General features: G+C 49.3%; 17 protein-coding genes. 8 read left to right on the top strand and 9 right to left on the bottom strand.

The features are described from left to right. Window positions 1-777: 777 nt before the first annotated feature. Both mnmC and NX720_RS03445 read right to left on the bottom strand, forming a co-directional pair. Window positions 778-2,784 carry a bifunctional tRNA (5-methylaminomethyl-2-thiouridine)(34)-methyltransferase MnmD/FAD-dependent 5-carboxymethylaminomethyl-2-thiouridine(34) oxidoreductase MnmC gene (mnmC, locus tag NX720_RS03450; RefSeq protein WP_262599393.1) on the bottom strand — a complete coding sequence of 669 codons (2,007 nt, stop codon included), beginning with the start codon at window positions 2,782-2,784 and terminating at the stop codon, window positions 778-780. Window positions 2,785-3,039: 255 nt separating this feature from the next. Beyond that, entirely contained in the window at window positions 3,040-4,047 is a 1,008-nt protein-coding gene (locus tag NX720_RS03445; protein ID WP_262599392.1) for a tRNA dihydrouridine synthase, read from the bottom strand. A gap of 282 nt (window positions 4,048-4,329) precedes the next feature. Between NX720_RS03445 and NX720_RS03440 the strand changes: the two genes are divergently transcribed. From NX720_RS03440 to NX720_RS03430, 3 genes are all read left to right on the top strand, one after another. Then, entirely contained in the window at window positions 4,330-4,581 is a 252-nt protein-coding gene (locus tag NX720_RS03440; RefSeq protein WP_262599391.1) for an OadG family protein, read from the top strand. Window positions 4,582-4,659: 78 nt separating this feature from the next. Then, complete coding sequence (gene oadA / locus NX720_RS03435) at window positions 4,660-6,468, top strand: sodium-extruding oxaloacetate decarboxylase subunit alpha (RefSeq protein WP_262599390.1); 1,809 nt, start codon at window positions 4,660-4,662, stop codon at window positions 6,466-6,468. Window positions 6,469-6,488: 20 nt separating this feature from the next. Then, entirely contained in the window at window positions 6,489-7,799 is a 1,311-nt protein-coding gene (locus NX720_RS03430) for a sodium ion-translocating decarboxylase subunit beta (protein ID WP_262599389.1), read from the top strand. 107 nt (window positions 7,800-7,906) lie between these two features. On the opposite strand, the gene NX720_RS03425 is transcribed toward NX720_RS03430, so the two are convergent. After that, on the bottom strand, window positions 7,907-8,782 hold the full coding sequence (locus NX720_RS03425; RefSeq protein WP_262599388.1) for a lipase family protein: 876 nt from the start codon (window positions 8,780-8,782) through the stop codon (window positions 7,907-7,909). 199 nt (window positions 8,783-8,981) lie between these two features. Between NX720_RS03425 and NX720_RS03420 the strand changes: the two genes are divergently transcribed. Beyond that, window positions 8,982-9,440, top strand: coding sequence for a methylglyoxal synthase (locus NX720_RS03420; RefSeq protein WP_262599386.1), 459 nt, complete (start codon window positions 8,982-8,984; stop codon window positions 9,438-9,440). A 194-nt stretch (window positions 9,441-9,634) separates the two neighbouring features. Here NX720_RS03420 and NX720_RS03415 read toward each other — a convergent pair whose 3' ends face one another. Continuing rightward, complete coding sequence (locus tag NX720_RS03415; RefSeq protein WP_262599385.1) at window positions 9,635-10,105, bottom strand: hypothetical protein; 471 nt, start codon at window positions 10,103-10,105, stop codon at window positions 9,635-9,637. A gap of 790 nt (window positions 10,106-10,895) precedes the next feature. Here NX720_RS03415 and pflB point away from each other — a divergent pair. Continuing rightward, the gene (gene pflB, locus NX720_RS03410) at window positions 10,896-13,181 is read left to right on the top strand and encodes a formate C-acetyltransferase (protein ID WP_262599384.1); all 2,286 of its coding nucleotides are present in this window, start codon (window positions 10,896-10,898) and stop codon (window positions 13,179-13,181) included. 94 nt (window positions 13,182-13,275) lie between these two features. Beyond that, on the top strand, window positions 13,276-14,007 hold the full coding sequence (pflA, locus tag NX720_RS03405) for a pyruvate formate-lyase-activating protein (RefSeq protein ID WP_262599383.1): 732 nt from the start codon (window positions 13,276-13,278) through the stop codon (window positions 14,005-14,007). Here pflA and NX720_RS03400 read toward each other — a convergent pair. The 4 genes from NX720_RS03400 to yciA form a co-directional block, all read right to left on the bottom strand. After that, on the bottom strand, window positions 13,976-15,328 hold the full coding sequence (locus NX720_RS03400; RefSeq protein ID WP_262599381.1) for a hypothetical protein: 1,353 nt from the start codon (window positions 15,326-15,328) through the stop codon (window positions 13,976-13,978). The genes pflA and NX720_RS03400 overlap by 32 nt on opposite strands. Window positions 15,329-15,459: 131 nt before the next feature. Then, the gene (locus tag NX720_RS03395; protein WP_262599379.1) at window positions 15,460-16,497 is read right to left on the bottom strand and encodes a GMP reductase; all 1,038 of its coding nucleotides are present in this window, start codon (window positions 16,495-16,497) and stop codon (window positions 15,460-15,462) included. Between the two features lie 335 nt (window positions 16,498-16,832). Beyond that, complete coding sequence (gene udk, locus NX720_RS03390; protein ID WP_262599377.1) at window positions 16,833-17,453, bottom strand: uridine kinase; 621 nt, start codon at window positions 17,451-17,453, stop codon at window positions 16,833-16,835. Between the two features lie 38 nt (window positions 17,454-17,491). Next, window positions 17,492-17,878, bottom strand: coding sequence for an acyl-CoA thioester hydrolase YciA (gene yciA / locus NX720_RS03385; protein ID WP_262599376.1), 387 nt, complete (start codon window positions 17,876-17,878; stop codon window positions 17,492-17,494). Between the two features lie 200 nt (window positions 17,879-18,078). On the opposite strand from yciA, the gene NX720_RS03380 reads away from it, so the two are divergent. Together NX720_RS03380 and NX720_RS03375 are read left to right on the top strand one after the other, a co-directional pair. Continuing rightward, entirely contained in the window at window positions 18,079-19,140 is a 1,062-nt protein-coding gene (locus NX720_RS03380; RefSeq protein ID WP_262599375.1) for a class I SAM-dependent methyltransferase, read from the top strand. Between the two features lie 168 nt (window positions 19,141-19,308). Next, window positions 19,309-20,547 carry a hypothetical protein gene (locus tag NX720_RS03375; protein WP_262599374.1) on the top strand — a complete coding sequence of 413 codons (1,239 nt, stop codon included), beginning with the start codon at window positions 19,309-19,311 and terminating at the stop codon, window positions 20,545-20,547. Window positions 20,548-20,630: 83 nt separating this feature from the next. Here NX720_RS03375 and NX720_RS03370 read toward each other — a convergent pair whose 3' ends face one another. Next, entirely contained in the window at window positions 20,631-21,359 is a 729-nt protein-coding gene (locus NX720_RS03370; protein WP_262599372.1) for a tRNA1(Val) (adenine(37)-N6)-methyltransferase, read from the bottom strand. Between the last annotated feature and the right edge of the window lie 2 nt (window positions 21,360-21,361).

The raw sequence follows: 21,361 nt of genomic DNA, 5'->3' as shown, positions 1-21,361 counted from the left end.
TTGTCCGGGGCTGATTCTGGGATTAGTTGGTCTGCCAGGTTGGCTTTTGACAGGCTGGAGCGGTCTGGCAAGTTATGGGTCTCCAGACTTTGAGGGCTTTGCGGGAACCCGGCAGATAAATCTGAGTGCAGGGAGGGGGTGGCAGTTGATGGCGCCGACGAGCCTTTCGGCAGCACCGGGAGCATCAATGATGTTCTGTCGGCTACTGTGGGGTTTACGAAATGGCAGGCGCTTTTGTTGCTGAGTGTGAACGGTGGCTTCAGGGAAGGATGCGGAAATGAATTTAAGCTATCGCAATTGATTCTGAGGCTAGTGCCAGCAGGAATAGTGTCAGACTGAATGTCAGCAAAAGAAGAGAATGAAATAGTCAGTAACAGATACAAGCACGACTTAGTATGGAAAAGTCGAAAGTCGGGGGTTTTCATAAGTCAGTTCAGCTCTTTTATATCTTTATAGGGTATTTATGGGTAACGGAGCAGTTGAATTATTTTAGTGTTCGTAAGGACAGACCCTGGTAAAAGGTAGAAGCCCGAAGGGAAAAGTCAAGAACCGGAAGAATAAAAGCGGGGAGGGGGGTGAGCAGCAGAAATTTATAGTAAAAAAAACCGGACAGACTCGAAGAGGGGAGTGCTGTCCGGACGCAGTTTGCTGAACGAGTATTTTTCAGGAGCAATTAAAGCGATACACAAAAAGTAGTGACTTTGTTTAACTTTTGCCTTGAGTAGATATACGTTTCGCGGTTCGCAAACTACTTACGGGTGGCTGATTTTGACTACCTCAGACAGTGCTCCTGATTAAGTTCCTGATTAAAAATCGCGTTGGGTTGAGAGCCTTTAGCAGTGAGTCTTCAACAACATTACTATCGCCTGAAATCATGGATGCAATGATTTCCCCGGACAGGGGGCAGGTGATCAGCCCTCTCGAACCGTGTCCGGTATTCACGTACAGCCCTTCAAGATAGTCTGCTTTGTCATCAATCAGGGCTTTAGCGTCTTTTCGTAAAGGGGCAAACTGTTTGATAAATGAATCTCTGTTGATAACCGGCCCAACCAAAGGCAGGTAGTCAGGGGTTGTGCAACGAAAACCGGTGCGCCCACCTGTTACGTCTGGTTTGTCAGGGCCTGAGCGATTTTCCCCCAGTGCGACATAGACTTCTGGCATCTGGCTGGAGAGCATATCAAGGTTGCGTTGATGGTCTTCTTTTCGAACTGAAAGACATTCGTCGTTAAAATCAAAGGTAGCGCCCACTGTGTGTTCATGATCGCAGGCTGGCGCTATATATCCTTCACTGCACAGGCAGGCTGATAACCTGCTACTACTGGCTGTTTCTGCTATCTGGCTGAGTTGTCCCCGAATGGATTTTACCGGTAAGTGCTCCAGCTGCGGGAACTGATGGCTGTGAACCCCTCCTGCCACGACGACGACTTCCGACCGTATGATGGTCTCCTGCTGCTCATTGAGCAAAACCCATTCAGAGCCTTCTTTTTTAAGGGCTGTGACCCTGTACCCCGTTTCTGTCTGAATGGCTGGATGGTTAGCCAGTGACTGGCACAAATGAGCTGGCTTCACCCAGCCAGCGTCAGGAAATACCAGTCCGCTCCGGTTAAGCCTGAACCCGGTTAACTCTGCCAGCTGGTCAGAATCCGCCATAAACAGCAGGTCTTTGGGGAATTGTTCAGCCAGAGCCTGATAGCGTTTGTGCTCTTTGTCCGAGACTGGCATTTGAATGACACCGGACTGGTACCAGTAGGGCGAATGTTGGTCTTGTAACTGGTTCAGCCGGTTGATGCTGTACAGATAGCCTTGCAGAATAAACCGGCTGAGTGGCGTGTGATGGGGAGACAGTTTGGCATATAGAATGCCCTGGGGATTACCGGAAGCTTCGCTGGCCAGTTGCTCGTGCTGTTCCAGCAGAGTGACTTGCCAACCCCGTTCAGCCAGAGATCGGGCGGTGCTGGTGCCGGCCAGCCCGCCACCGATAACAACAGCCTGTTGTCGTTTGGTTACGGGGGGCTTTGGCAATTGCCACTCGGGGCGGATAGAGGATACCGGTGTGGGTTGCAGGAACTGTCCTCGCAGCATATCCCGCTTTTTGCCAAAGGCCGGAATCTTCTCCACACTGAAACCTGACCGGGTAAGGTTGTCACGTACCGTTCGGGCCGCTGTGAAAGTGGCATAAGTCGTTTGGCCGTGACTTTTGCAGGCTATGGTGTCGAACAGTTCAGGCCGCCACATATCAGGGTTTTTTGAGGGGGTAAACCCGTCCAGAAACCAGGCGTCGATTTTGCCTGAATAGTCCGTCAGTGTTTCCAGAGCATCGCCAATCAGCAGGGTGAGACGTATACGACCATTAGCAAAGACAAAATGCTGCTGTCCCTGGCAGGCAGGCAGGTAGAGGTTGACCAGTTCCGCAGCCTGTTTCTGCAAGGTTGGCCAGAGTGCCAGTGCCCGTTGGAAATCTTTCTGCTGCAACGGGTGCTTTTCGGTACTGATAAAGTGCAGTCGCGAACCGTCAACCGCCAGCTCATCAAACAGCTGCCAGGCACATAAAAAATTCAGCCCGGTACCAAAGCCGGTTTCTGCGATGCTGAAACACTCACCGGCATTCAACTTGATAAAACGTTCAGGAAGCCGGTTTGGCTTAATAAAGGTATGAAAAGTCTCTTCCACTCCGGACTCGGTGGAAAAGTAAATATCATTGTACTGGCTGGACACAGGCTGGCCATTGTCTCGCCACTCCAGTCGGGCATGACTCAGGCTTATGTTTTTTGGATCGCTTGTCATGGTATTAACTTCGAATATACCGCTGTTAGCTGTTAGCTGTTAGCTGTTAGCCGTTAGCCGTTAGCTGTTAGCTGTTAGCTGTTAGCTGTTAGTTGTTGCTCGATGGTTGTATGAACAGCCAAGAGCCAAGAGCCAAGAGCCAAGAGCCAAGAGCCAAAAGCCAAAAGCCAAAAGCCAAAAGCCAAAAGCCAAAAGCCAAAAGCCAAAAGCCAAAAGCCAGGTATATTGCTGATAGCCCCTCCTGAATAGTGCTGATTAAGTGGCTCTGTATACTTTTTCAGACATTCCCCGGATGCAGGTTTCTCTTTTGATTTGCTCAAACAGCTGGCGTGCCTGTTCGGAGGTTTTGCTCATCATGCTTAACCATTGTTTAAGGCGTCCATCCAGGTAGCGCTTAGGGTTGTTGATGCCATAAGGGTGATCCGCTTCCGGGTATTCGGCAACCTGCACCACTTTGCGGGTAAAACGTTGCAGTATATCCAATGATTGATGCCAGCGCTGCTCGCCATAATGCTGCTCGTCACAATGATGTTTGTCAGCAGTGCTGCTGGCAATGGCTTTTGGCAGGCCGGGATTACGTAGCACCCCACGCCCCACCATAATGCGCTGGCAGCCGGTAATTTCCCGGCACCGGCGGGCGTCTTCAACACTGAAAATATCGCCATTGGCCACCACCGGGATGTCTACCGCTTCCCGAATCGCCACAATATCTTCCCAGTAGGCAGGAGGCTTGTAGCCTTGCAGCTTGGTCCGGGCGTGTACGGCCAGACCGTTTGCGCCCGCATCTTCTATGGCTTTAGCGTTATCAATGGCAAGGTCTCCATCCAGATAGCCCAGGCGTATTTTTGCCGTTACCGGCATCTCGTCTGGTACTGCCTTTCGAATAGCTTTTACGATGTCATGAATCAGCTCTGGTTCCTGTAGCAGGATGGCGCCGCCTTTGTGGCGACAAACGGTTTTTGCGGGACAGCCAAAGTTCAGGTCGATTCCACGAGCACCAATTTCTGCGGCTTTGGCGGCATTCAGTGCCAGTAACTGCGGATTGTTGCCAAGAAACTGGATATGAACCGGTGTTCCGGCCCGGGTCTGGCAGCCGTGTTTCAGTTCCGGACAGATACGATGGAAAACGGATGTCGGCAAACGAGTATCGGTCACACGAATAAACTCGGTGACACACAGGTCGATGCCCCCGATTTCACTGAGCAGTTCCCGTAATAAATAGTCAACAACGCCCTCCATTGGGGCGAGAGTGATGTGGTTCATGAGTGTGGCATGCTTGGTTGATGGTATGAACGGTTTGTGTGAATGTCAGCAGCTAGGAGCCTGCCCGAGTGGAATTTATCAGAATTATCCAGTGCAACAAACTGTGTCTGCCACTCAAAATTTTTTTAAAGAATGCAGTTCTATTGACTTGGGTTAGTGCAAATTTCGTGCTGTTGTTGCAGATTGTCACCCGCGAAGCTGCGGCGTATGTCGTTAGTACAATCGCAACAATAACGGCAGAGACCACCTCTGCTCATTTATCAGGCAGAGGATTAGAGACGTATGGTTTCATCGGGTTTGTTACTGGAAGGTGTGAACCTCATGTTGTTTGGAATGGGGTTCGTATTCCTGTTCCTGACGGCGCTGGTGGGTGTGACATCAACCATGTCGAAAGTGGTTAACCGCTTTTTTCCAGACCCTTTACCGGCGGCACCAGCGCCAAAGGCTGCCGCACCTGCTGCGACGGCCTCTGGTGATACTGAGCTGGTTGCTGCGATCACCGCTGCTATCAAAATGCATCGGAATAAACTGTGAGCTGAAAGCGCCCGGCGCGAGAGCCATGAAAAAATTTTGTGTAATTAAAACTTGTCATTCAGAGAGAATCCTTTACTAATGGCCAATGTAAAAAAACCACTGGGTATCACCGACGTTGTATTGCGTGACGCACATCAGTCACTGTTTGCGACCCGGCTGCGTCTTGAAGATATGCTGCCAATTGCTGAAAAACTGGACGATATTGGCTTCTGGTCCCTGGAAACCTGGGGCGGTGCGACCTTTGATTCCTGCATCCGTTTTCTGGGGGAAGACCCGTGGGAGCGTCTGCGCACCCTGAAAAAGGCCATGCCCAAAACCAGGCAGCAGATGCTGCTGCGGGGTCAGAACCTGCTGGGCTATCGTCATTACGCTGATGACGTTGTTGACAAGTTTATTGAGCGTGCCTGTGTGAATGGCATGGATGTATTCCGTGTCTTCGACGCCATGAACGATCCGCGTAACCTGAAGCAGGCGATGCAGGCGGTGAAGCGTCATGGCGGTCATGCCCAGGGTACTCTGTCTTATACGACCAGCGAAGTACACACGACGGATATGTGGCTGAGTCTGGCGAAGCAGATTGAGGATATGGGGGCTGACTCCCTGTGCATTAAGGATATGTCTGGCATCATTACGCCTGCCGACGTTTTCGATCTGGTGAAGCGCCTGAAGAAAGAAACTGATCTGGAGTTGCAGCTGCACTGCCACGCTACATCCGGTCTGTCTTCCATGTCCATCCTGAAGGCGGTGGAAGCAGGTATCGATCGTGTGGATACGGCTATTTCTTCCATGTCCATGACTTACGGTCACTCTCCAACCGAGTCTATTGTTGCGGCCTTGCAGGGTACTGACCGTGATGCGGGTCTGGATCTGGGTAAGCTGGAAGAAATTGCTTCCTACTTCCGGGAAGTGCGTAAGAAATACGCTAAATTCGAGGGCGCATTGCGCGGTGTTGACTCCCGTATCCTGGTCGCCCAGGTGCCGGGTGGCATGCTGACTAACATGGAAAACCAGCTGCGCGAGCAGGGCGCTTCTGACAAGTTTGACGAAGTGCTGAAAGAGATTCCTCGTGTTCGTAAGGACCTGGGAATGATCGCGCTGGTCACTCCAACCTCTCAGATTGTCGGCACCCAGGCAGTGCTGAACATTCTGACCGGCGAGCGTTACAAGTCTATTTCCAAGGAAACTCAGGGTATTCTGAAAGGCGAGTACGGCGCTGCACCCGCTCCGTTTAATAAAGAACTGCAAGAGCGTGTACTGGATGGTGCAAAAGCCATCACCTGTCGTCCAGCGGATTTGCTGGAAGCAGAGATGGATAAGCTGACCGCTGAGCTGAAAGAGGTGGCTGGTGAAAAGGGTATCAAGCTGGCTTCTGATGCAGTAGACGATGTTCTGACTTATGCCCTGTTCCCACAGGTCGGCCTGAAGTTCCTGCAGAATCGTGGTGATGCGGATGCCTTTGAACCTGCTCCGGGGGCTGAAAAGGCTGAAGAAAAAGCACCTGCTGCGACAGTAGCGAAGAAAGCCGCTGCTTCCGATACCGGCGTCTACAGCGTGAAGGTAAACGGCAATAGCTATGTAGTTGAAGTGAGTGAAGGTGGCGATGTTTCCAGTGTTGCGCCGGTTGCGGCAACGCCTGCTGCTGAACCTGCCGGATCGGCTGGCTCTGCTGGAGAAGGTGAGCCAATGCCTGCTCCTCTCGCGGGTAATATCTGGAAAGTGAATGTGGCTGCCGGCGATGCGGTGAATGAAGGTGACGTGCTGTTGATTCTGGAAGCCATGAAGATGGAAACCGAAGTGCGGGCGCCGCGCGGTGGCAAGGTCACTTCCGTGGGTGTTCGTGAAGGCGACAGTGTTGTCGTCGGCGACACTTTACTGGCCATTGCCTGATTCAGGGGACGAGAGCAATAATGGATAAGATGCTTAACCTCTGGTACGGCTCCGGTCTGTACAATATGAGCTCTGGTCAGTTCGTCATGATTATTGTAGGTTTTGTCCTGCTTTATCTGGCGATTCGCAAGCAGTTCGAGCCTCTGTTGCTGGTGCCGATTGGCTTTGGTGGCATTATGGCCAATATTCCTGCGGCTGGTTTGGCACTTCCTGCCATAGAACAGGCTCTGTCTATCGCTCAACCTCAGGTGGTTGCTGCTATTGCAGCAGTGCTTGGGGTTGAAGTGACAAGCGTAAGCCCTTATGAGTTGGTGAGTCTTTATAACGAAGCGGGTGTGGCTGTGCAGCAGGCTGTTAATGCTGTGGTAGCTGACTTTGGTTACTCTAACGGTGTCTTGTATACCTTCTATAAAGTAGCGATTGCATCGGGTGCTGCGCCGCTGGTGATCTTTATGGGTGTCGGTGCCATGACCGACTTTGGTCCGCTGCTGGCTAACCCGAAAATGCTGTTTCTGGGGGCTGCTGCGCAGTTTGGTATTTTTACCACGGTGCTGGGCGCTGTGGGTTTGAGTGCCATGGGACTGATGAACTTCAGCCTGGCGGATGCCGCGGCGATTGGTATTATCGGTGGTGCCGATGGTCCGACGGCGATCTATGTGTCCAGTGTTCTGGCTCCGGAGCTGTTGGGTGCGATTGCAGTAGCCGCTTACTCTTACATGGCCCTGGTGCCTCTGATTCAGCCGCCGATTATGAGGGCGCTGACCACTGAGGAAGAACGCAGGATTGTTATGGTGCAGCTGCGCTCCGTCAGTAAGACCGAGCGTATTGTGTTCCCGCTGTTGTTGCTGGTGCTGGTGGCTTTGATGCTGCCCGATGCGGCACCGCTTCTGGGTATGTTCTGCTTCGGTAATCTGATGAAAGAGTGTGGTGTGGTGGAGCGTCTGTCTGACACGGTTCAGAATGCGCTGATCAACATTGTCACTATTTTCCTGGGTCTTGCGGTGGGTTCCAAGCTGGTGGCTGATAAGTTCCTGCAACCTGAAACCCTGGGTATTCTGTCTCTGGGTGTTGTTGCCTTCAGTATCGGTACGGCGTCTGGCCTGCTGATGGCGAAGCTGATGAACAAGCTCAGCAAACATAAAGTGAACCCTCTGATTGGTTCTGCCGGTGTGTCTGCTGTGCCTATGGCGGCGCGGGTTTCCAACAAGCTGGGGCTGGAAGCGAATCCACAGAACTTCCTGCTGATGCACGCTATGGGACCCAACGTTGCGGGTGTTATCGGCTCTGCGGTAGCGGCTGGTGTGATGATTAAGTACCTGTCTGGTATGTGAAGCCTTGCACTCACCATTGTAAAAACACAGCCCGTCCCTCGGCACTGTACGCAGAGTCATGCCGGGGGACGGACTGTCCTTTCATTCAGCGCGCATTCAGCGCGCTGTCAGGAGAAATGAAAGCTAATGGATGACATGAACTGGTCGTGAATTTTAACCGGGTTACTGACTCCCGGAATATGATCTATTTTTGTTACATCTCCGACGTGCTGAAGCCTGGGAACAACCCTGCCAACAGAAGAGACCGGATCGCCCGCTATAAGGAGGTGATTTATTTTGGAAATAGCAGCAGCGGTACTCTCTTCAGTACGGTTGGCCTTGATCGCTTCTATCGCAGCATTGCCCAGTTCGGCCGAACAAAATCCGGTAGCTGCAATGTTGCAGCTTTCTGTACTCAGGCTGGCCGCCGCATAAGTGGCCATACCTCCGCCCAGCGAGTGCCCGTAAACGGCAGCCTTAGAGCCGGAGTAGGCCGTATGTTTAATCAGTGCCGCTAACAGAAGTTGTGCCTCGGTGTAACATTTTGGTAATCCACCTAAGCCATTTTTTATGTTTGCTGCCCACTGTGACATGGTATGCCTGAGGTTAGCCATACTTCTCTGGGTTAAGTCACCTGCGGTTGCGCCAGATGTTGTACCACCAAAAATGAGATTATAAGCACCTCCCCCCTCTATGACATACGCCACCAATCCGGATTTAGAGGTAATGAATGTGATGGCTTTGCTGGTGCTGGCACTGGCTCCGGGGCCAGAATTGGAGCTGGCGGCATGACTGGTACTTATAAACGACAGTTCCTCGCCGCCAGGCAGCTTTCGGGCGCTTTCTGTGATTTGTGATGCAATGACCGGATTCAATACATACCCCGGAGGCAGCTGGTTTACATCCTGATGGTAGGGAAAGCTTGCCAAATGTGCGTTGGCGAGTGTCGGGTCAATTCGTGGGGGGCGTCTGACAGCAGCTCTTGAAAAACCGGATCGGCGCATTCTTTTCTCCTTTGCATTGAAGTGAGTGGTGAATGCTTTTTTGCCTTATTTCGTATTCACTATAGCCGCTTCAGTGAATCAGTGGCAGGTATATCGCATTATATTGATTTCATGCAGCTATCATGCAGCAATGTTGATTGACAGCCAAGGGGCTTAACCGTTAAACATGGTGGTTTTCAACGAGCATTCAGGTTGATTTATGGAATATAAAAGTCATACGGTTCCTGTGAAAAAAAGCATTGCGCTGGTAGCACATGATAATAAAAAAGATGAGCTGATGGCCTGGGCCATGCGTCACAAGGACGAACTGGTTAATCATGAGCTCTATGCGACAGGTACCACAGGAGGGCTGCTGGAGGAGCACCTTGAACTTCCGATTCATAAATTTATCAGTGGTCCGCTGGGGGGTGACCAGCAGATAGGCGCGCTGATTTCAGAGAGTAAGCTGGATTTGCTGGTATTTTTCTGGGACCCGTTTGAGTCACAGCCCCACGACCCGGATATTAAGGCTCTGCTGAGGATTGCGGCGGTATGGAATATCCCGGTGGCCTGTAATGAGAGTTCAGCGGACTTTGTATTCTCATCGCCAATGATGAAGAAAAGCCACGAACGAAGAATTCCTGATTACGACTGTTACCTTCGTTCCAGATCGTCCTGATTGATCTTTAAGTACCTGACCATAGAATTGATCTGTCAGGTACTTATAGACCCACTGGTTTTTAAGTGAGTATGTGTAAGCCATAGAAGTTATCCGGAGGATAACCTGTGCAACTATAGACTATTCAACCAATGTTGAACGATCTGGAAAGAATTCGGGTTCAGCGTTGTCGCTGATATACGGGATGTCAGCCTTCAGGCGTCTGTTATGCTGTCGCTTTGTCCAACATTATGACCAACAAGTTGGCGACGCTTTTTATAGGTCACTTTAGGTGTTCGGGTTGATTTTTCTTCAGGTGGATTCTGGAACGTTGCGTTATTCGAAAGAATTGATTTACCTGACCGGTTATAGTTTCTGTTTCTAATCCTGTCGGATCGAGGTTTCATACCTGGTTCAGAATGAATTCCGGAATTGATATCAAACGAGTCATTAAATCTGGGTTTGTCGAACTTGTGATCAATGGTGTGGATTGAGTCACCGGCTTCCAGAGAGCTACCTTCTTCGTCGTTGTTTATTTCCTGCGTATCCTGTTCCTCCTGCATATTCAGCCGCATTCGGTATGGGTGACCGTACCCGCGTCTGCGTCTTGGTTTGTGTGATTTTGGCTCTGGCGGTTTAAGGCCAGTGAATTGCTCGTAGACAGTGGCATAAATGTATTTGCTCATTATTGCCTCCAGTTAAGATTCATCCCAGATCATTAAGTTAAACTCTTTATTTGTTGTACGATGGTATTAAATACCCAGTAGAGCATGTATAGGTAGCATTACCTAAATAAAATCAACATTACTTAGGTGGAAAAATTAAGGGTTGAATTTTGATTCAATCGAATCATAGCAGGTCGATTATTCATGACGTTATTTGTTTCATAATATTTTTGAATGTAAGGGGGGTGCTAATAACCAATCTGTTAATTTAATTTATCTTTACTCTGAACGGTATAAGAAAAGCGAATGGCTGTTGAGTGGATTTTATTATATTGATTCTGTTTTTAGGGAAATTAAGCAATTAACTGCATTTAACGATGAAAAAAGATAAGTGTGCTGCAGGGGTATTGGTTGCTGGTTGAATGGGATTGACCGTGCTGACAAAAAGTTAGTACGTGCGTAAGTATTAGCCCCGATAGTGGTAAAGCCGTACATGGGATATGTTTGCAGGAGCAATTTTAAGCGGCTGCAGAGAGCGAGATTAACCAGAAGAAACTGTTCATGCAGGACTTCTATTATCAGCTATAACTATTGTCAGCAAGTTTGGTAGAGAGAGTGTTTTGAAAACCTTCTGTATGGCACTTTATGTTAAGTAATTTACTATACAGGCAGATGTCGAGTTTTGATCTAGCTCAACTCTCGCTCTCAATGATGGTTCAACCTTATTCGACCATAGTCTTCGCAATCGACAATTTTTATCAGATATCTCCGCAGCACTTTGACTGACTCCAAAACACGAGGAGCTTGCTGAATGAGCACTCAAGTCAATGAAATTCCCACAGCATGGGAAGGTTTTGTTCAGGGCGACTGGGCAAACAGCGTAAACGTTCGCGACTTTATCCAGAAGAACTACACCCCTTATGAGGGTGGTGACGACTTCCTGGTTGGCTCGACCAAGGCTACAGATACCCTGTGGGCCGACGTAATGGAAGGCATTAAGCAAGAAAACCGCACTCACGCGCCGGTTGATTTCGATACCGACCTGCCTTCTACCATCACTTCCCACGACGCTGGTTACATCCGTAAGGATCTGGAAACCATTGTTGGTCTGCAGACTGACAAGCCTCTGAAGCGTGCCATTATTGCTAATGGCGGCATTCGTATGGTTGAGACTTCCTGTCAGGTGTACGGTAAAGAGCTGGACCCAATGGTCAAGAAGATCTTTACCGAGTATCGCAAGACTCACAACGCCGGTGTATTTGATGCTTACACTCCGGACGTTCGCGCCTGCCGTAAGTCTGGTGTTATCACCGGTCTGCCGGATGCTTACGGCCGTGGTCGTATTATCGGCGACTACCGTCGTGTTGCTCTGTACGGTATTGATTTCCTGATCAATGACAAGAAAGCCCAGCACAAGAGCCTGGACGCTGTTCTGGAAAGCGGTGAGAAGCTGGAGCGTACCATTCAGCTGCGTGAAGAGATCATGGAGCAAATCCGTGCTCTGATGCAGATTAAGGAAATGGCCGCCAAGTACGAGTGCGACATTTCTGTACCTGCTAAGAATGCTCAGGAAGCGGTTCAGTGGACTTACTTCGGCTATCTGGCTGCGGTTAAGTCTCAGAATGGTGCTGCTATGTCTCTGGGTCGTGTAGCTTCCTTCCTGGACGTTTACATTGAACGTGACATGAAAGCTGGCCTGATTACTGAAGATCAGGCCCAGGAAATGATCGACCACTTCGTTATGAAGCTGCGTATGGTTCGCTTCCTGCGTACTCCTGAGTACGACGACCTGTTCTCCGGCGACCCGATCTGGGCGACTGAGTCTATTGGTGGCATGGGTCTGGATGGCCGTACTCTGGTTACCAGGAACAGCTTCCGTTTCCTGAATACCCTGTACACCATGGGCCCATCTCCGGAGCCAAACATCACTGTACTGTGGTCTGAAGAACTGCCTAAGGGCTTCAAAGAGTACTGCGCTAAAGTGTCCATCGACACCAGCTCTATCCAGTACGAAAACGACGACCTGATGCGTCCGGACATGGATAGCGATGACTACGCCATTGCCTGCTGTGTATCCCCGATGGTTCTGGGTAAGCAAATGCAGTTCTTCGGCGCTCGTGCCAACCTGGCCAAGACCCTGCTGCTGGCCATCAACGGTGGTGTTGATGAGAAGACCGGCCTGCAGGTAGGCCCTAAAGAAGCTCCGGTAACCAGCGAAATTCTGGATTACGAAGAGGTTGACGCCCGTCTGGATCACTTCATGGACTGGCTGGCGACTCAGTACGTGGTTGCTCTGAACAGCATTCACTACATGCACGACAAGTACTCCTACGAAGCTTCCCTGATGGCTCTGCACGACCGTGACGTAGTACGTACCATGGCTTGTGGTATTGCGGGTCTGTCCGTTGCGGCTGACTCTCTGGCAGCGATTAAGTTCACCAAGGTCAAGGCGGTTCGTGACGAAAACGGTATTGCGACTGATTTCGAAATCGAAGGTGATTATCCGAAATTTGGTAACAACGATGAGCGTGTAGACGCTATTGCCTGTGACCTGGTTGAGCGCTTCATGAAGAAGGTGGCTTCTCACACCATGTACCGTGAAGCCATTCCTACTCAGTCTATCCTGACCATCACTTCCAACGTTGTGTACGGTAAGAAGACGGGTAATACGCCAGACGGTCGTCGTGCAGGTCAGCCATTTGGTCCGGGTGCTAACCCAATGCACGGTCGTGACACGAGTGGTGCGATTGCCTCTCTGAGTTCTGTTGCTAAACTGCCGTTTGCTTATGCGAAAGACGGTATCTCCTACACCTTTTCCATCGTGCCGAATGCACTGGGTAAGGATGAGGACGGTCGTCGTCGTAACCTGGTAGGCCTGATGGATGGTTACTTCCACAATGAAGGTCAGGAAGTTGAAGGTGGTCAGCACCTGAACGTCAACGTACTGAACCGTGAAATGCTGGAAGACGCTGTCGAGAATCCGGACAAGTACCCTTCTCTGACTATCCGTGTATCCGGCTACGCAGTGCGCTTTAACTCTCTGACTCCAGAGCAGCAGCGTGACGTTATCACTCGTACCTTTACTGCTACCATGTAAAGAAAAGCGTTTGACGCTTAGCGATGTGATCTGAAAAAGGCCGGCTTTTAGTCGGCCTTTTTTGTTGTAAGTGCATACAAGTGAATAAAGTATTATGTCTTTAGGTCGTGTTCATTCTCAGGATTCATTTGGTACCGTCGACGGACCGGGTATCCGTTATGTGGTGTTTATGCAGGGATGTCATATGCGCTGCCGTTACTGCCATAACCGGGATACCTGGGATCTGCGTGAAGGTGGTGAACTTAAAAGTCATGGAGAGGTGTTTCAGGATATCTACAAGGTCAGGAATTTTCTGTCCGGTGGTGTGACGGTTACCGGCGGTGAGCCGCTGATCCAGGCTGAGTTTGTGGCTGATTTGTTTGCCGAGTGTCGTAAGGCGGGTATGCACACCTGTCTGGATACTAATGGTTTTACCAAAACCATTTCCGAGCCGGTTGAGCGACTGCTGGCGAATACCGATCTGGTATTGCTGGATCTCAAGCAGATTGATGATGCAATGCATCAGAAGCTGACCTACGTGACCAATCAACATCCATTAAATTTTGCCCGTTATCTGCATAAGATTAACAAGCCGGTCTGGATTCGTTATGTGGTGGTTGAAGGGTATACGGTTGATCCTCAGTATGCGGCAAGGATGGCTGAGTTTATAGCGCCCATGAAAAACGTCGAGAAGGTAGAGATCTTGCCTTATCACGCCCTGGGGGTGCATAAGTGGGACTTGCTCAATGATACGTATGAGCTGGAGTCTGTGACGCCGCCGACGACTGAGCAGCTTGAGGCTATTAAAAAAGAGTTTATTCAACGAGGGGTCGTTGCAACTTATTAGGGTGCCTTCGCAGGCAGTATTTTTTAATCAGGTAGACAGCAGTCATAAAAGTGGCTGCCGCAATGGCAGCGCCGAGCCAGTTGGTAATGCTGAGCATTGTAGAGCCAATTTTCTCTGAGGCTTCGGTCTGTTGTTTGGGGCATGGCAGGCATTGGCATTGTGAATCTGTGGTTATACCGACTGGTGTGTCAAACTCGCTAAAGTAACCTTCAATGGGTATCTTTGCATTCAGCCTTCTGTCCATATTGCCTCCGGTTAAATCAAGTAAATGGGCGAACAGGGCGTCTGTCTGGATGTGGAAATCAACCAGGCAGCCATCAAAGCCGCTGGCTGCTGTAATCGTTGTGCCGGGGCATACCGGGCAGCGGCAGTTGGCCGTATGGCTACTGAAACCAGTAAACCGGCCGGTGGTGCGAACAAGAACGGGAGTTCTGACAAGGCCCGCGTCCATTTCTTTCAGGGTGTTTTCGTAAGTGAACTGGCGGATTGTGACGTTTGCGTAGAACATGTCTGAAAGGAACTCATTGGTTTTCACCTCGGCAGTCATAAGGCAACCGGCAAAGTCGTATGATGGTTCGGGCTCGAATCGTGCGAAGCTTTTTGTCAGGCCAGCACCATAAAATATGCTGAGAAAAGAGCTTCCCCCTGCTGCACCAAGTAAATAGCTTTTGTATTGATTGATAAAGGCAGAGACTGTGTCCCAGTTTGCGCGAATCCAGTTGATTGCACGGAACCGGCTCAGAGCCTGAAGGATGGCTGGGGGCTCTGTTTCTCCTAATAGCTTATCGAAGTTATCTCTTGCCGCCTCTGCAAGCTGGTGATCAATGGGTTTGAAGGCGTAGGGGTGGGGGAAGGTTCTGCCGCAGGCAGGAAGATTTGCGTGTGCTTGAATGGCTTGCTCTATTGCGATCTGGAATGCCAAGTTTGGTCTTGTTGTTTCAGCTGTGTTGATCAGGGCCGTTGATGTTAAGTCCTCGCTGGCAACGGCGATCGGTTCCAGTGAGTCGCTTTCTGAAGGGGCTGTATCTGTCAGGACTAATGTGTTTTCTTGTGGGTTGGCCAGAAAAGAAATACTGGTTGTCTGTTCAGTTTGTAAGTTTTTATATTTGCAGACAATGATTGAAAATGGGCTGTCTTTTTTTAATTTGCCTGATTCCGGATCGAGGTGATCCTTCAGTTGGCATTCAATGTCCCAGGCTCCAGCTGCACAGTTGCTTACTGTTGAAAGGGTTACAAGAAGCAGGTAGATGAATGTACGTGTGAGGTTTTTTTGCTGGCAGGAGGTGGCGGAAGAGATGAAGGCTGTAGCTGGTAAAAACACGTTGTTGTAACCCGGGTTTGCCAGAGTTGAGTATTGATAATAGTCAGTGACAAATTTCCTTCGTAAATATTTTGTTTGATGTTAACGCTACCGTCATTCTGCTTAAGAATAACGGTAGTGCCTGCTCAGTATCAGTTAAAGATACGGTTTTCCTGCTCCTGAACTCGAATAAACGTAGTACGCTTAGTCAGTTCTTTCAGCTTTGCAGCGCCCACGTAGGTGCAGGTGGAGCGAACGCCGCCCAGAATGTCCTGTACGGTTTCAACGATTGGGCCACGGTAAGGTACTTTAACCGTTTTGCCTTCAGAGGCTCGGTATGTGGCAACACCGCCAGAGTGCTTGTCCATGGCTGTTTCAGAGCTCATGCCGTAGAACAGACGGAATTTCTTGCCGTCTTCTTCTACCAGCTCGCCACCGGATTCGTCGTGGCCAGCAAACATGCCGCCAATCATGACGAAGTCGGCACCACCGCCAAAGGCTTTGGATACGTCGCCTGCACAGGTGCAGCCGCCGTCAGAGATGATCTGGCCACCAACGCCGTGAGCCGCATCGGCGCACTCTACAGTGGCAGACAGTTGAGGGTAGCCAACACCGGTTTTAACGCGGGTCGTACATACGGAACCAGGACCGATGCCAACTTTTACAATGTCAGCGCCTTTCAGAATCAGTTCTTCAACCATTTCACCGGTAACGACGTTGCCAGCAATGATGACTTTGTCAGGGTGAGCCTTACGTACGCGGGTTACGTAGGATACAAAGTGTTCGGAGTAACCGTTGGCTACGTCGATGCAGATGAAACGCAGCTTACTGTCCAGGGCCAGGATTTCGTTTACTTTATTGAAATCGCTGTCGGAAGTACCGGAGCTAACCATAATGTGCTCCTGAATGCCTTCAGGGGCGTCAGCCAGAAAGGCTTTCCATTCTTCAACGGTGTAGTGCTTGTGCACAGCAGTCAGCATTTTGTGCTCGGCCAGGGCCAGAGCGATGTTGAAGGTACCAACGGTGTCCATGTTGGCAGCGATGACAGGAACACCAGTCCATTCTGTATCGGTGTGAACAAAGCGGAAGGTACGCTCCAGGCTTACCTGGGAACGGCTCTTCAGAGTGGAACGCTTAGGCTTGAACAGTACATCTTTAAAGCCCAGCTTGATATCAGCTTCAACGCGCATAATCTTCCCGTTAAGACATCAGTCTTTCCATAATAATTCTGTCACTGTCGTTGAGTGATAAAATTATGAGACTCATGCCTGTGTTTACAGGTTAATACAGAGGGTGATGTACAAGCGGCGGGTGCCTGATAGGAATTTCCGTTTTTACTGGGTGCAGTATTACTGAAAGCAGTATCGGAAAGGAATGCAGAGTTTTGACGCTTATACCAGGCGAGTATACAAAATCATTGTCAAAGATCAAAGGGTTGATTATTAATTCAACTTTTTTGAATGACGGATCAAATACAGGCAATGCAGCTTCAGTTTTTTTAACAGTAAGCTGCATTGGTTGTCTGTTAATCGATCAGATCACGAATTTTGGTTTTGATCAGATCAATAGCAATACGGTTTTTTCCGCCTTGAGGGATGATCAGGTGAGCGTGCTGTCGGGCAGGTTCAATAAACTGCAGGAACATTGGGCGTACGGTTTCAAGGTACTGCTTGATCACGGAATCAACATCGCGACCACGTTCGACAATATCGCGCTTCATACGACGAATCAGGCAGATGTCCAGAGGTGTGTCCATATAAAAGCGTAAATCGAAGGCTTCACGAATGTCCGGGCGGGTAAACAACAGAATACCTTCAACAATCACCACACGGGCTGGCAATACATGACGGCTCTCGTCTTTTCGGTTGTGAATCGAATAGTCGTAAATAGGAACGTCAACGGCTTTGCCTGTTTTCAACTGGCGCATGTGCTCCAGCATCAGTTCATGATCCATGGAATCTGGATGGTCGTAGTTAGTGCGAACACGTTCGTCCATGGTCAGGTGAGTCTGATCCTTGTAGTAAGAATCTTCCGAGATGATACACAGATGTTCCGACTGCAACTCTTCGATCAGGGTGTTGGCCAGCAGGCTTTTACCTGATGCAGAAGCACCGGCAACACCGACAAGGATGGTTTTTTGTTTCATAAATAATCCACCATTGGGAGTTGTGGATGAATAGAGATTCAGGCTTGAGGACGATCGACAGGGTGAGGTTTTCCATCGTCGTCTATGGCAACGTAAGTGAAAAGGCCCTCTGTGACTTTGACCCGTTTCTGGTTGAATGGCATCTTCAAGCTCCATACTTCCAGCTTAATACGCATTGACGTCGTGCCAATATGCATGAACTCGGCGTAACAGCAGATAACGTCACCGACTTTGACTGGCTGGTGGAAGGACATGGATTCTATAGCAACGGTTGATATACGACTGTGGGCGCACTGCTTGGCTGCCATACCGCCAGCCAGATCCATCTGCGACAGTATCCAGCCACCAAAGATATCACCATTGGCATTGGTGTCCGCAGGCATTGCCAGAGTGCGAAGAACCAGTTCACCTCGGGGCTCATGCATCAGAGCATCTCCAAATCTATCCAGTTTAAGCAGCGAATCCTAAGGGGCTGAGTGGCAGTTGTAAATTGGTAGATGTCTGTTTGTGATTTCCCTGTAGTTTCGGTATAAGAGCCCGTCTTTAAAGCTCTGTTACGGCAGGTTCATGGCGTCAGGGCTTCTGATCAGACTTTTTATCCGGGTAGATAAGGTTAGATAGATTTATGGGATTTGATTCTCTCGTCAATACCAGCCAGCTGTTGATGCGCAACGCTCAGTGGCTGGAAAGCGACAACATGCTACTGGTGGGTATGCCAGCCGATAATCTGGCCAGTGTGCTGCTGGAAGAGGGAGTGGCTAACAGAGTGTCCGGCCTGACCCGTGACTATGCGGTTTTTCGACGTCTCCGGTCTGTCTGGGCGCGCAATGACCGGCTGAATCTGGAGTTTGCGCCGGTTGTTTCGCAAACCGGGCAACGCTTTGATGGCATTATTTTATTCCTGCAGAAAAGCAAGCCATTAATGGATTACTGGCTGAACATGTTATTACCGCTGATGACAGAAGACGGCTGTATCTGGTTGGTGGGAGAAAATGGCGAAGGAATTAAATCCTGGAGAAAGCGTCTGAAGAATACGTTCGGATCGGTCAAAAATCTTGATAATGCCCGCCACTGCGGCTTACTGGAAGGTTCTTCACCCATTAGTGTTGAAACGTTCGACTGGCAGAAGGCGTTTACTGAGTTTGAAGTCCCTGTGGCAGGCAGGCCATTGTCCATTCAGTCATTGCCTGGTGTTTTCAGTCACGGTCGACTGGACGTGGGAACTCAGGTATTGCTTGATACCTTTGATAAAGTGCCAGCCGGAAAGGTGCTGGATTTTGGTTGCGGCGCAGGCGTTATTTCTGCTGCTTTAGCACAGATAAGGGCTGATAATGATTACACTCTGGTGGATTGCGATGCTCTGGCTCTGGCTAGCTCGGAACGTACACTGAAGCAGCTTGAGGTTGAGCGATTCAAAACCGTTGCCAGTGATGGTTTATCAGAGGTTGAAGGGACATTCGATTTTATGGTTTCAAACCCACCTTTTCATCAGGGCGTAAAGACTCATTACGCGGTTACTGAGCAGTTTCTGGCAGAATCTTCACAACGTCTTAATAGAGGTGGAGAACTGAGAATTGTGGCAAACAGCTTCCTGCGTTATGAGCCCATTATTGTTAAAGCCTTTGGCCATTGTAAAACGCTGGTTAGCCGGAATGGATTCAGTGTTTACCAGGCCATTAAACGTTAATGTCTGTCGAATGTTCAGGTGTCGTATTTCTGTCGCCTGAACAGTGTGTTACCTGTTTTATTAAAAACAGCACATTTATTCTGACTCCCTATCAAAAGCTGTTTTTTTAGAATAATTATTTCCTATACTAACCAAAAGTTGTGATTCCTAAGATCAGGGAGAGATCAGATGGCTTCAATTTTTGACAAAATGAACGCCCGGCTGCCAGCCCTTTTAAGGCCAGGAAGTCGCCTGAGAACCAAAGCCGCATCAATCAAGCCGCTTATTGCTCTCAAGAAATTTGCGCTTAAAACCGTTATGGCGGCTAAAAAACTAAGGTTGTTAGTGCCAAGAAGGGCAAGTAATTTTGCCAAAGACCTGCATACGCCTCACACGTCGCTGAGATCGAAACTGGGGGCTGATGTGGATACAGCTCTGCATAGTCGATCCATAAAGCAGGCTGACCCTAAAGACATTCTTGAGCAATTTCGTTTAAAAGGTGAAAAGTACGGTACTGAAGCTGCTAAACAAGAAGCTACAGATTTGCTGGCTGCGTTTGAAAAGCTAAAGCCTGCGCTGGAAAAGTTTGTTGAAGGCGCTGATGTGCGGGCAGACAGACAGCGTGAAGCAATAGCGAAACTTGAGAATAAGTTTACTGATGGCCTTGCCAAACTTAAAGACATTGCCTGGGCCGATATGGACGCTTTTCTTGACAGCAAATCCAGTGGTGAAGTGATCGAATACCAGAGTCTGCATCAACTGATTTATGGTACAAGCCACGTCAAAACAGGAACCGGTGAGAGGTTGCCTGGTTTAAAACACTTTGTCCAGTCAGTTAAGGCCGACCCGTCACAGCGTAAACCAGTTGAATTGCCAAATGGCGAGTCAGGCATGGAAAGTGAGTTTGATGCAGCATTAAGGCTGATGAAGGAGGAGTGGATTCCTCACGGAGACAGTGTGAATGAGCAGCTGGGTCGTTGGGAAGATGAAAAGCATACGTCAAGCGCCCGTGATCACCAGCATTATTTTGCTTTCCTGCGGTCACTGGAAAGACTGGGAATGATGACTATGGATCCGGACAAAAGCACTGCGCTTGATGCCAAGCAAAAGTTCCTTGGTCAATACGGTGAGTTATTCGGTATTGGGGATTCCATATTTGCAGCGTCGGGCGGTCGCAGACGATTAAGACACAGGAGTGCCACCGCTTCCCAAGAGGTTCAGAAAAACGTTCAGAATGAAGTTGACTCAGGTCTTTCATCAGAAGACGAATATCTAACCACTCAGACTCAGAGTGGTTCAGAAACGGATTATGAAAGTGCTAAAGAGATTGATGAAAAAGGTTCTGGTTTACGAAGAAGAAAATTAAGAACAAAAGGTGATAGGGATAAGAGCTACAATTCAGGCAAACAACTTCCTAAAGACAAGTAGAGAACAAAAATCAGTAAAAATTAAACGCTGTTTTTATCGCGACCTTTTTGACATGCCCCAAATTTGTTTATGGGGCATTTTTTTCATAACTTCAAAAAGTAATCTTCCAGTAACCGGGTAACTTGCTGAGTGTAGCGATGGTCTTTATCGTAAATGGTGACTCGTTTCTCTGATGCAATATAGGGTTGTGATTGGCTGAGTTTTTTTATTGCCAGCGCATTCCGGTGGCTATTACGCTCTTCCGATGAGCGAATGACCGTTGATGAATACAGACACAACCTTGTCCGGCTATTTATTTCCCGAAGAAAAGAAGGTGTTGATACCGTTGGAAGTAGCACCCAGGCCATACCATCGTTCTCAAGAAGCTGGTTAATGGATTCAGCCAGTTGAGAAAAACTGAGTGTATCCGTATGCCTTGCTATATTCCGCCGTTCGTCCGGTGCTCTCAGTGAGTTCTCAAAAAAAGGCGGGTTGCAGATAATGGTGTCGTATTGTGTACCAGCAGGTAAATCCTGTACTGCGGAATGAATGACCTGTAAGCGCTGTTGCCAGGGGCTTTGGTCGAAATTCTGCTGTGCCTGACAAGCGGCTTCGCTATCCAGTTCAACGGCATCAATGTGAGCAAAGCTGCGCTGTGCCGCCATCAGGCTTAACAGTCCTGTACCCGCGCCTATATCCAGAATGCGTCGACTGTCTTCAACATCAACCAGCGCACCAAAGAGGCAGGCATCCAGCGTTACTTTCATGGCACACTGACCCTGATTTACCCGGAACTGTTTGAACTGAAAATAGGGGTTTGATTTTCTTGCCATTT

The organism is Endozoicomonas euniceicola (assembly GCF_025562755.1).
GTDB lineage: Bacteria > Pseudomonadota > Gammaproteobacteria > Pseudomonadales > Endozoicomonadaceae > Endozoicomonas_A > Endozoicomonas_A euniceicola.
The sequence above is the reverse complement of the archived record's forward strand: the minus strand, read 5'-3'. Positions and strand labels throughout refer to the sequence as shown.

Coding starts and splice junctions, on each gene's coding strand:
- mnmC (WP_262599393.1), bottom strand. CDS start 2,784: ATGACAAGCGATCCAAAAAACATAAGCCTGAGTCATGCCCGACTGGAG.
- NX720_RS03445 (WP_262599392.1), bottom strand. CDS start 4,047: ATGAACCACATCACTCTCGCCCCAATGGAGGGCGTTGTTGACTATTTA.
- NX720_RS03440 (WP_262599391.1), top strand. CDS start 4,330: ATGGTTTCATCGGGTTTGTTACTGGAAGGTGTGAACCTCATGTTGTTT.
- oadA (WP_262599390.1), top strand. CDS start 4,660: ATGGCCAATGTAAAAAAACCACTGGGTATCACCGACGTTGTATTGCGT.
- NX720_RS03430 (WP_262599389.1), top strand. CDS start 6,489: ATGGATAAGATGCTTAACCTCTGGTACGGCTCCGGTCTGTACAATATG.
- NX720_RS03425 (WP_262599388.1), bottom strand. CDS start 8,782: ATGCGCCGATCCGGTTTTTCAAGAGCTGCTGTCAGACGCCCCCCACGA.
- NX720_RS03420 (WP_262599386.1), top strand. CDS start 8,982: ATGGAATATAAAAGTCATACGGTTCCTGTGAAAAAAAGCATTGCGCTG.
- NX720_RS03415 (WP_262599385.1), bottom strand. CDS start 10,105: ATGAGCAAATACATTTATGCCACTGTCTACGAGCAATTCACTGGCCTT.
- pflB (WP_262599384.1), top strand. CDS start 10,896: ATGAGCACTCAAGTCAATGAAATTCCCACAGCATGGGAAGGTTTTGTT.
- pflA (WP_262599383.1), top strand. CDS start 13,276: ATGTCTTTAGGTCGTGTTCATTCTCAGGATTCATTTGGTACCGTCGAC.
- NX720_RS03395 (WP_262599379.1), bottom strand. CDS start 16,497: ATGCGCGTTGAAGCTGATATCAAGCTGGGCTTTAAAGATGTACTGTTC.
- udk (WP_262599377.1), bottom strand. CDS start 17,453: ATGAAACAAAAAACCATCCTTGTCGGTGTTGCCGGTGCTTCTGCATCA.
- yciA (WP_262599376.1), bottom strand. CDS start 17,878: ATGCATGAGCCCCGAGGTGAACTGGTTCTTCGCACTCTGGCAATGCCT.
- NX720_RS03380 (WP_262599375.1), top strand. CDS start 18,079: ATGGGATTTGATTCTCTCGTCAATACCAGCCAGCTGTTGATGCGCAAC.
- NX720_RS03375 (WP_262599374.1), top strand. CDS start 19,309: ATGGCTTCAATTTTTGACAAAATGAACGCCCGGCTGCCAGCCCTTTTA.
- NX720_RS03370 (WP_262599372.1), bottom strand. CDS start 21,359: ATGGCAAGAAAATCAAACCCCTATTTTCAGTTCAAACAGTTCCGGGTA.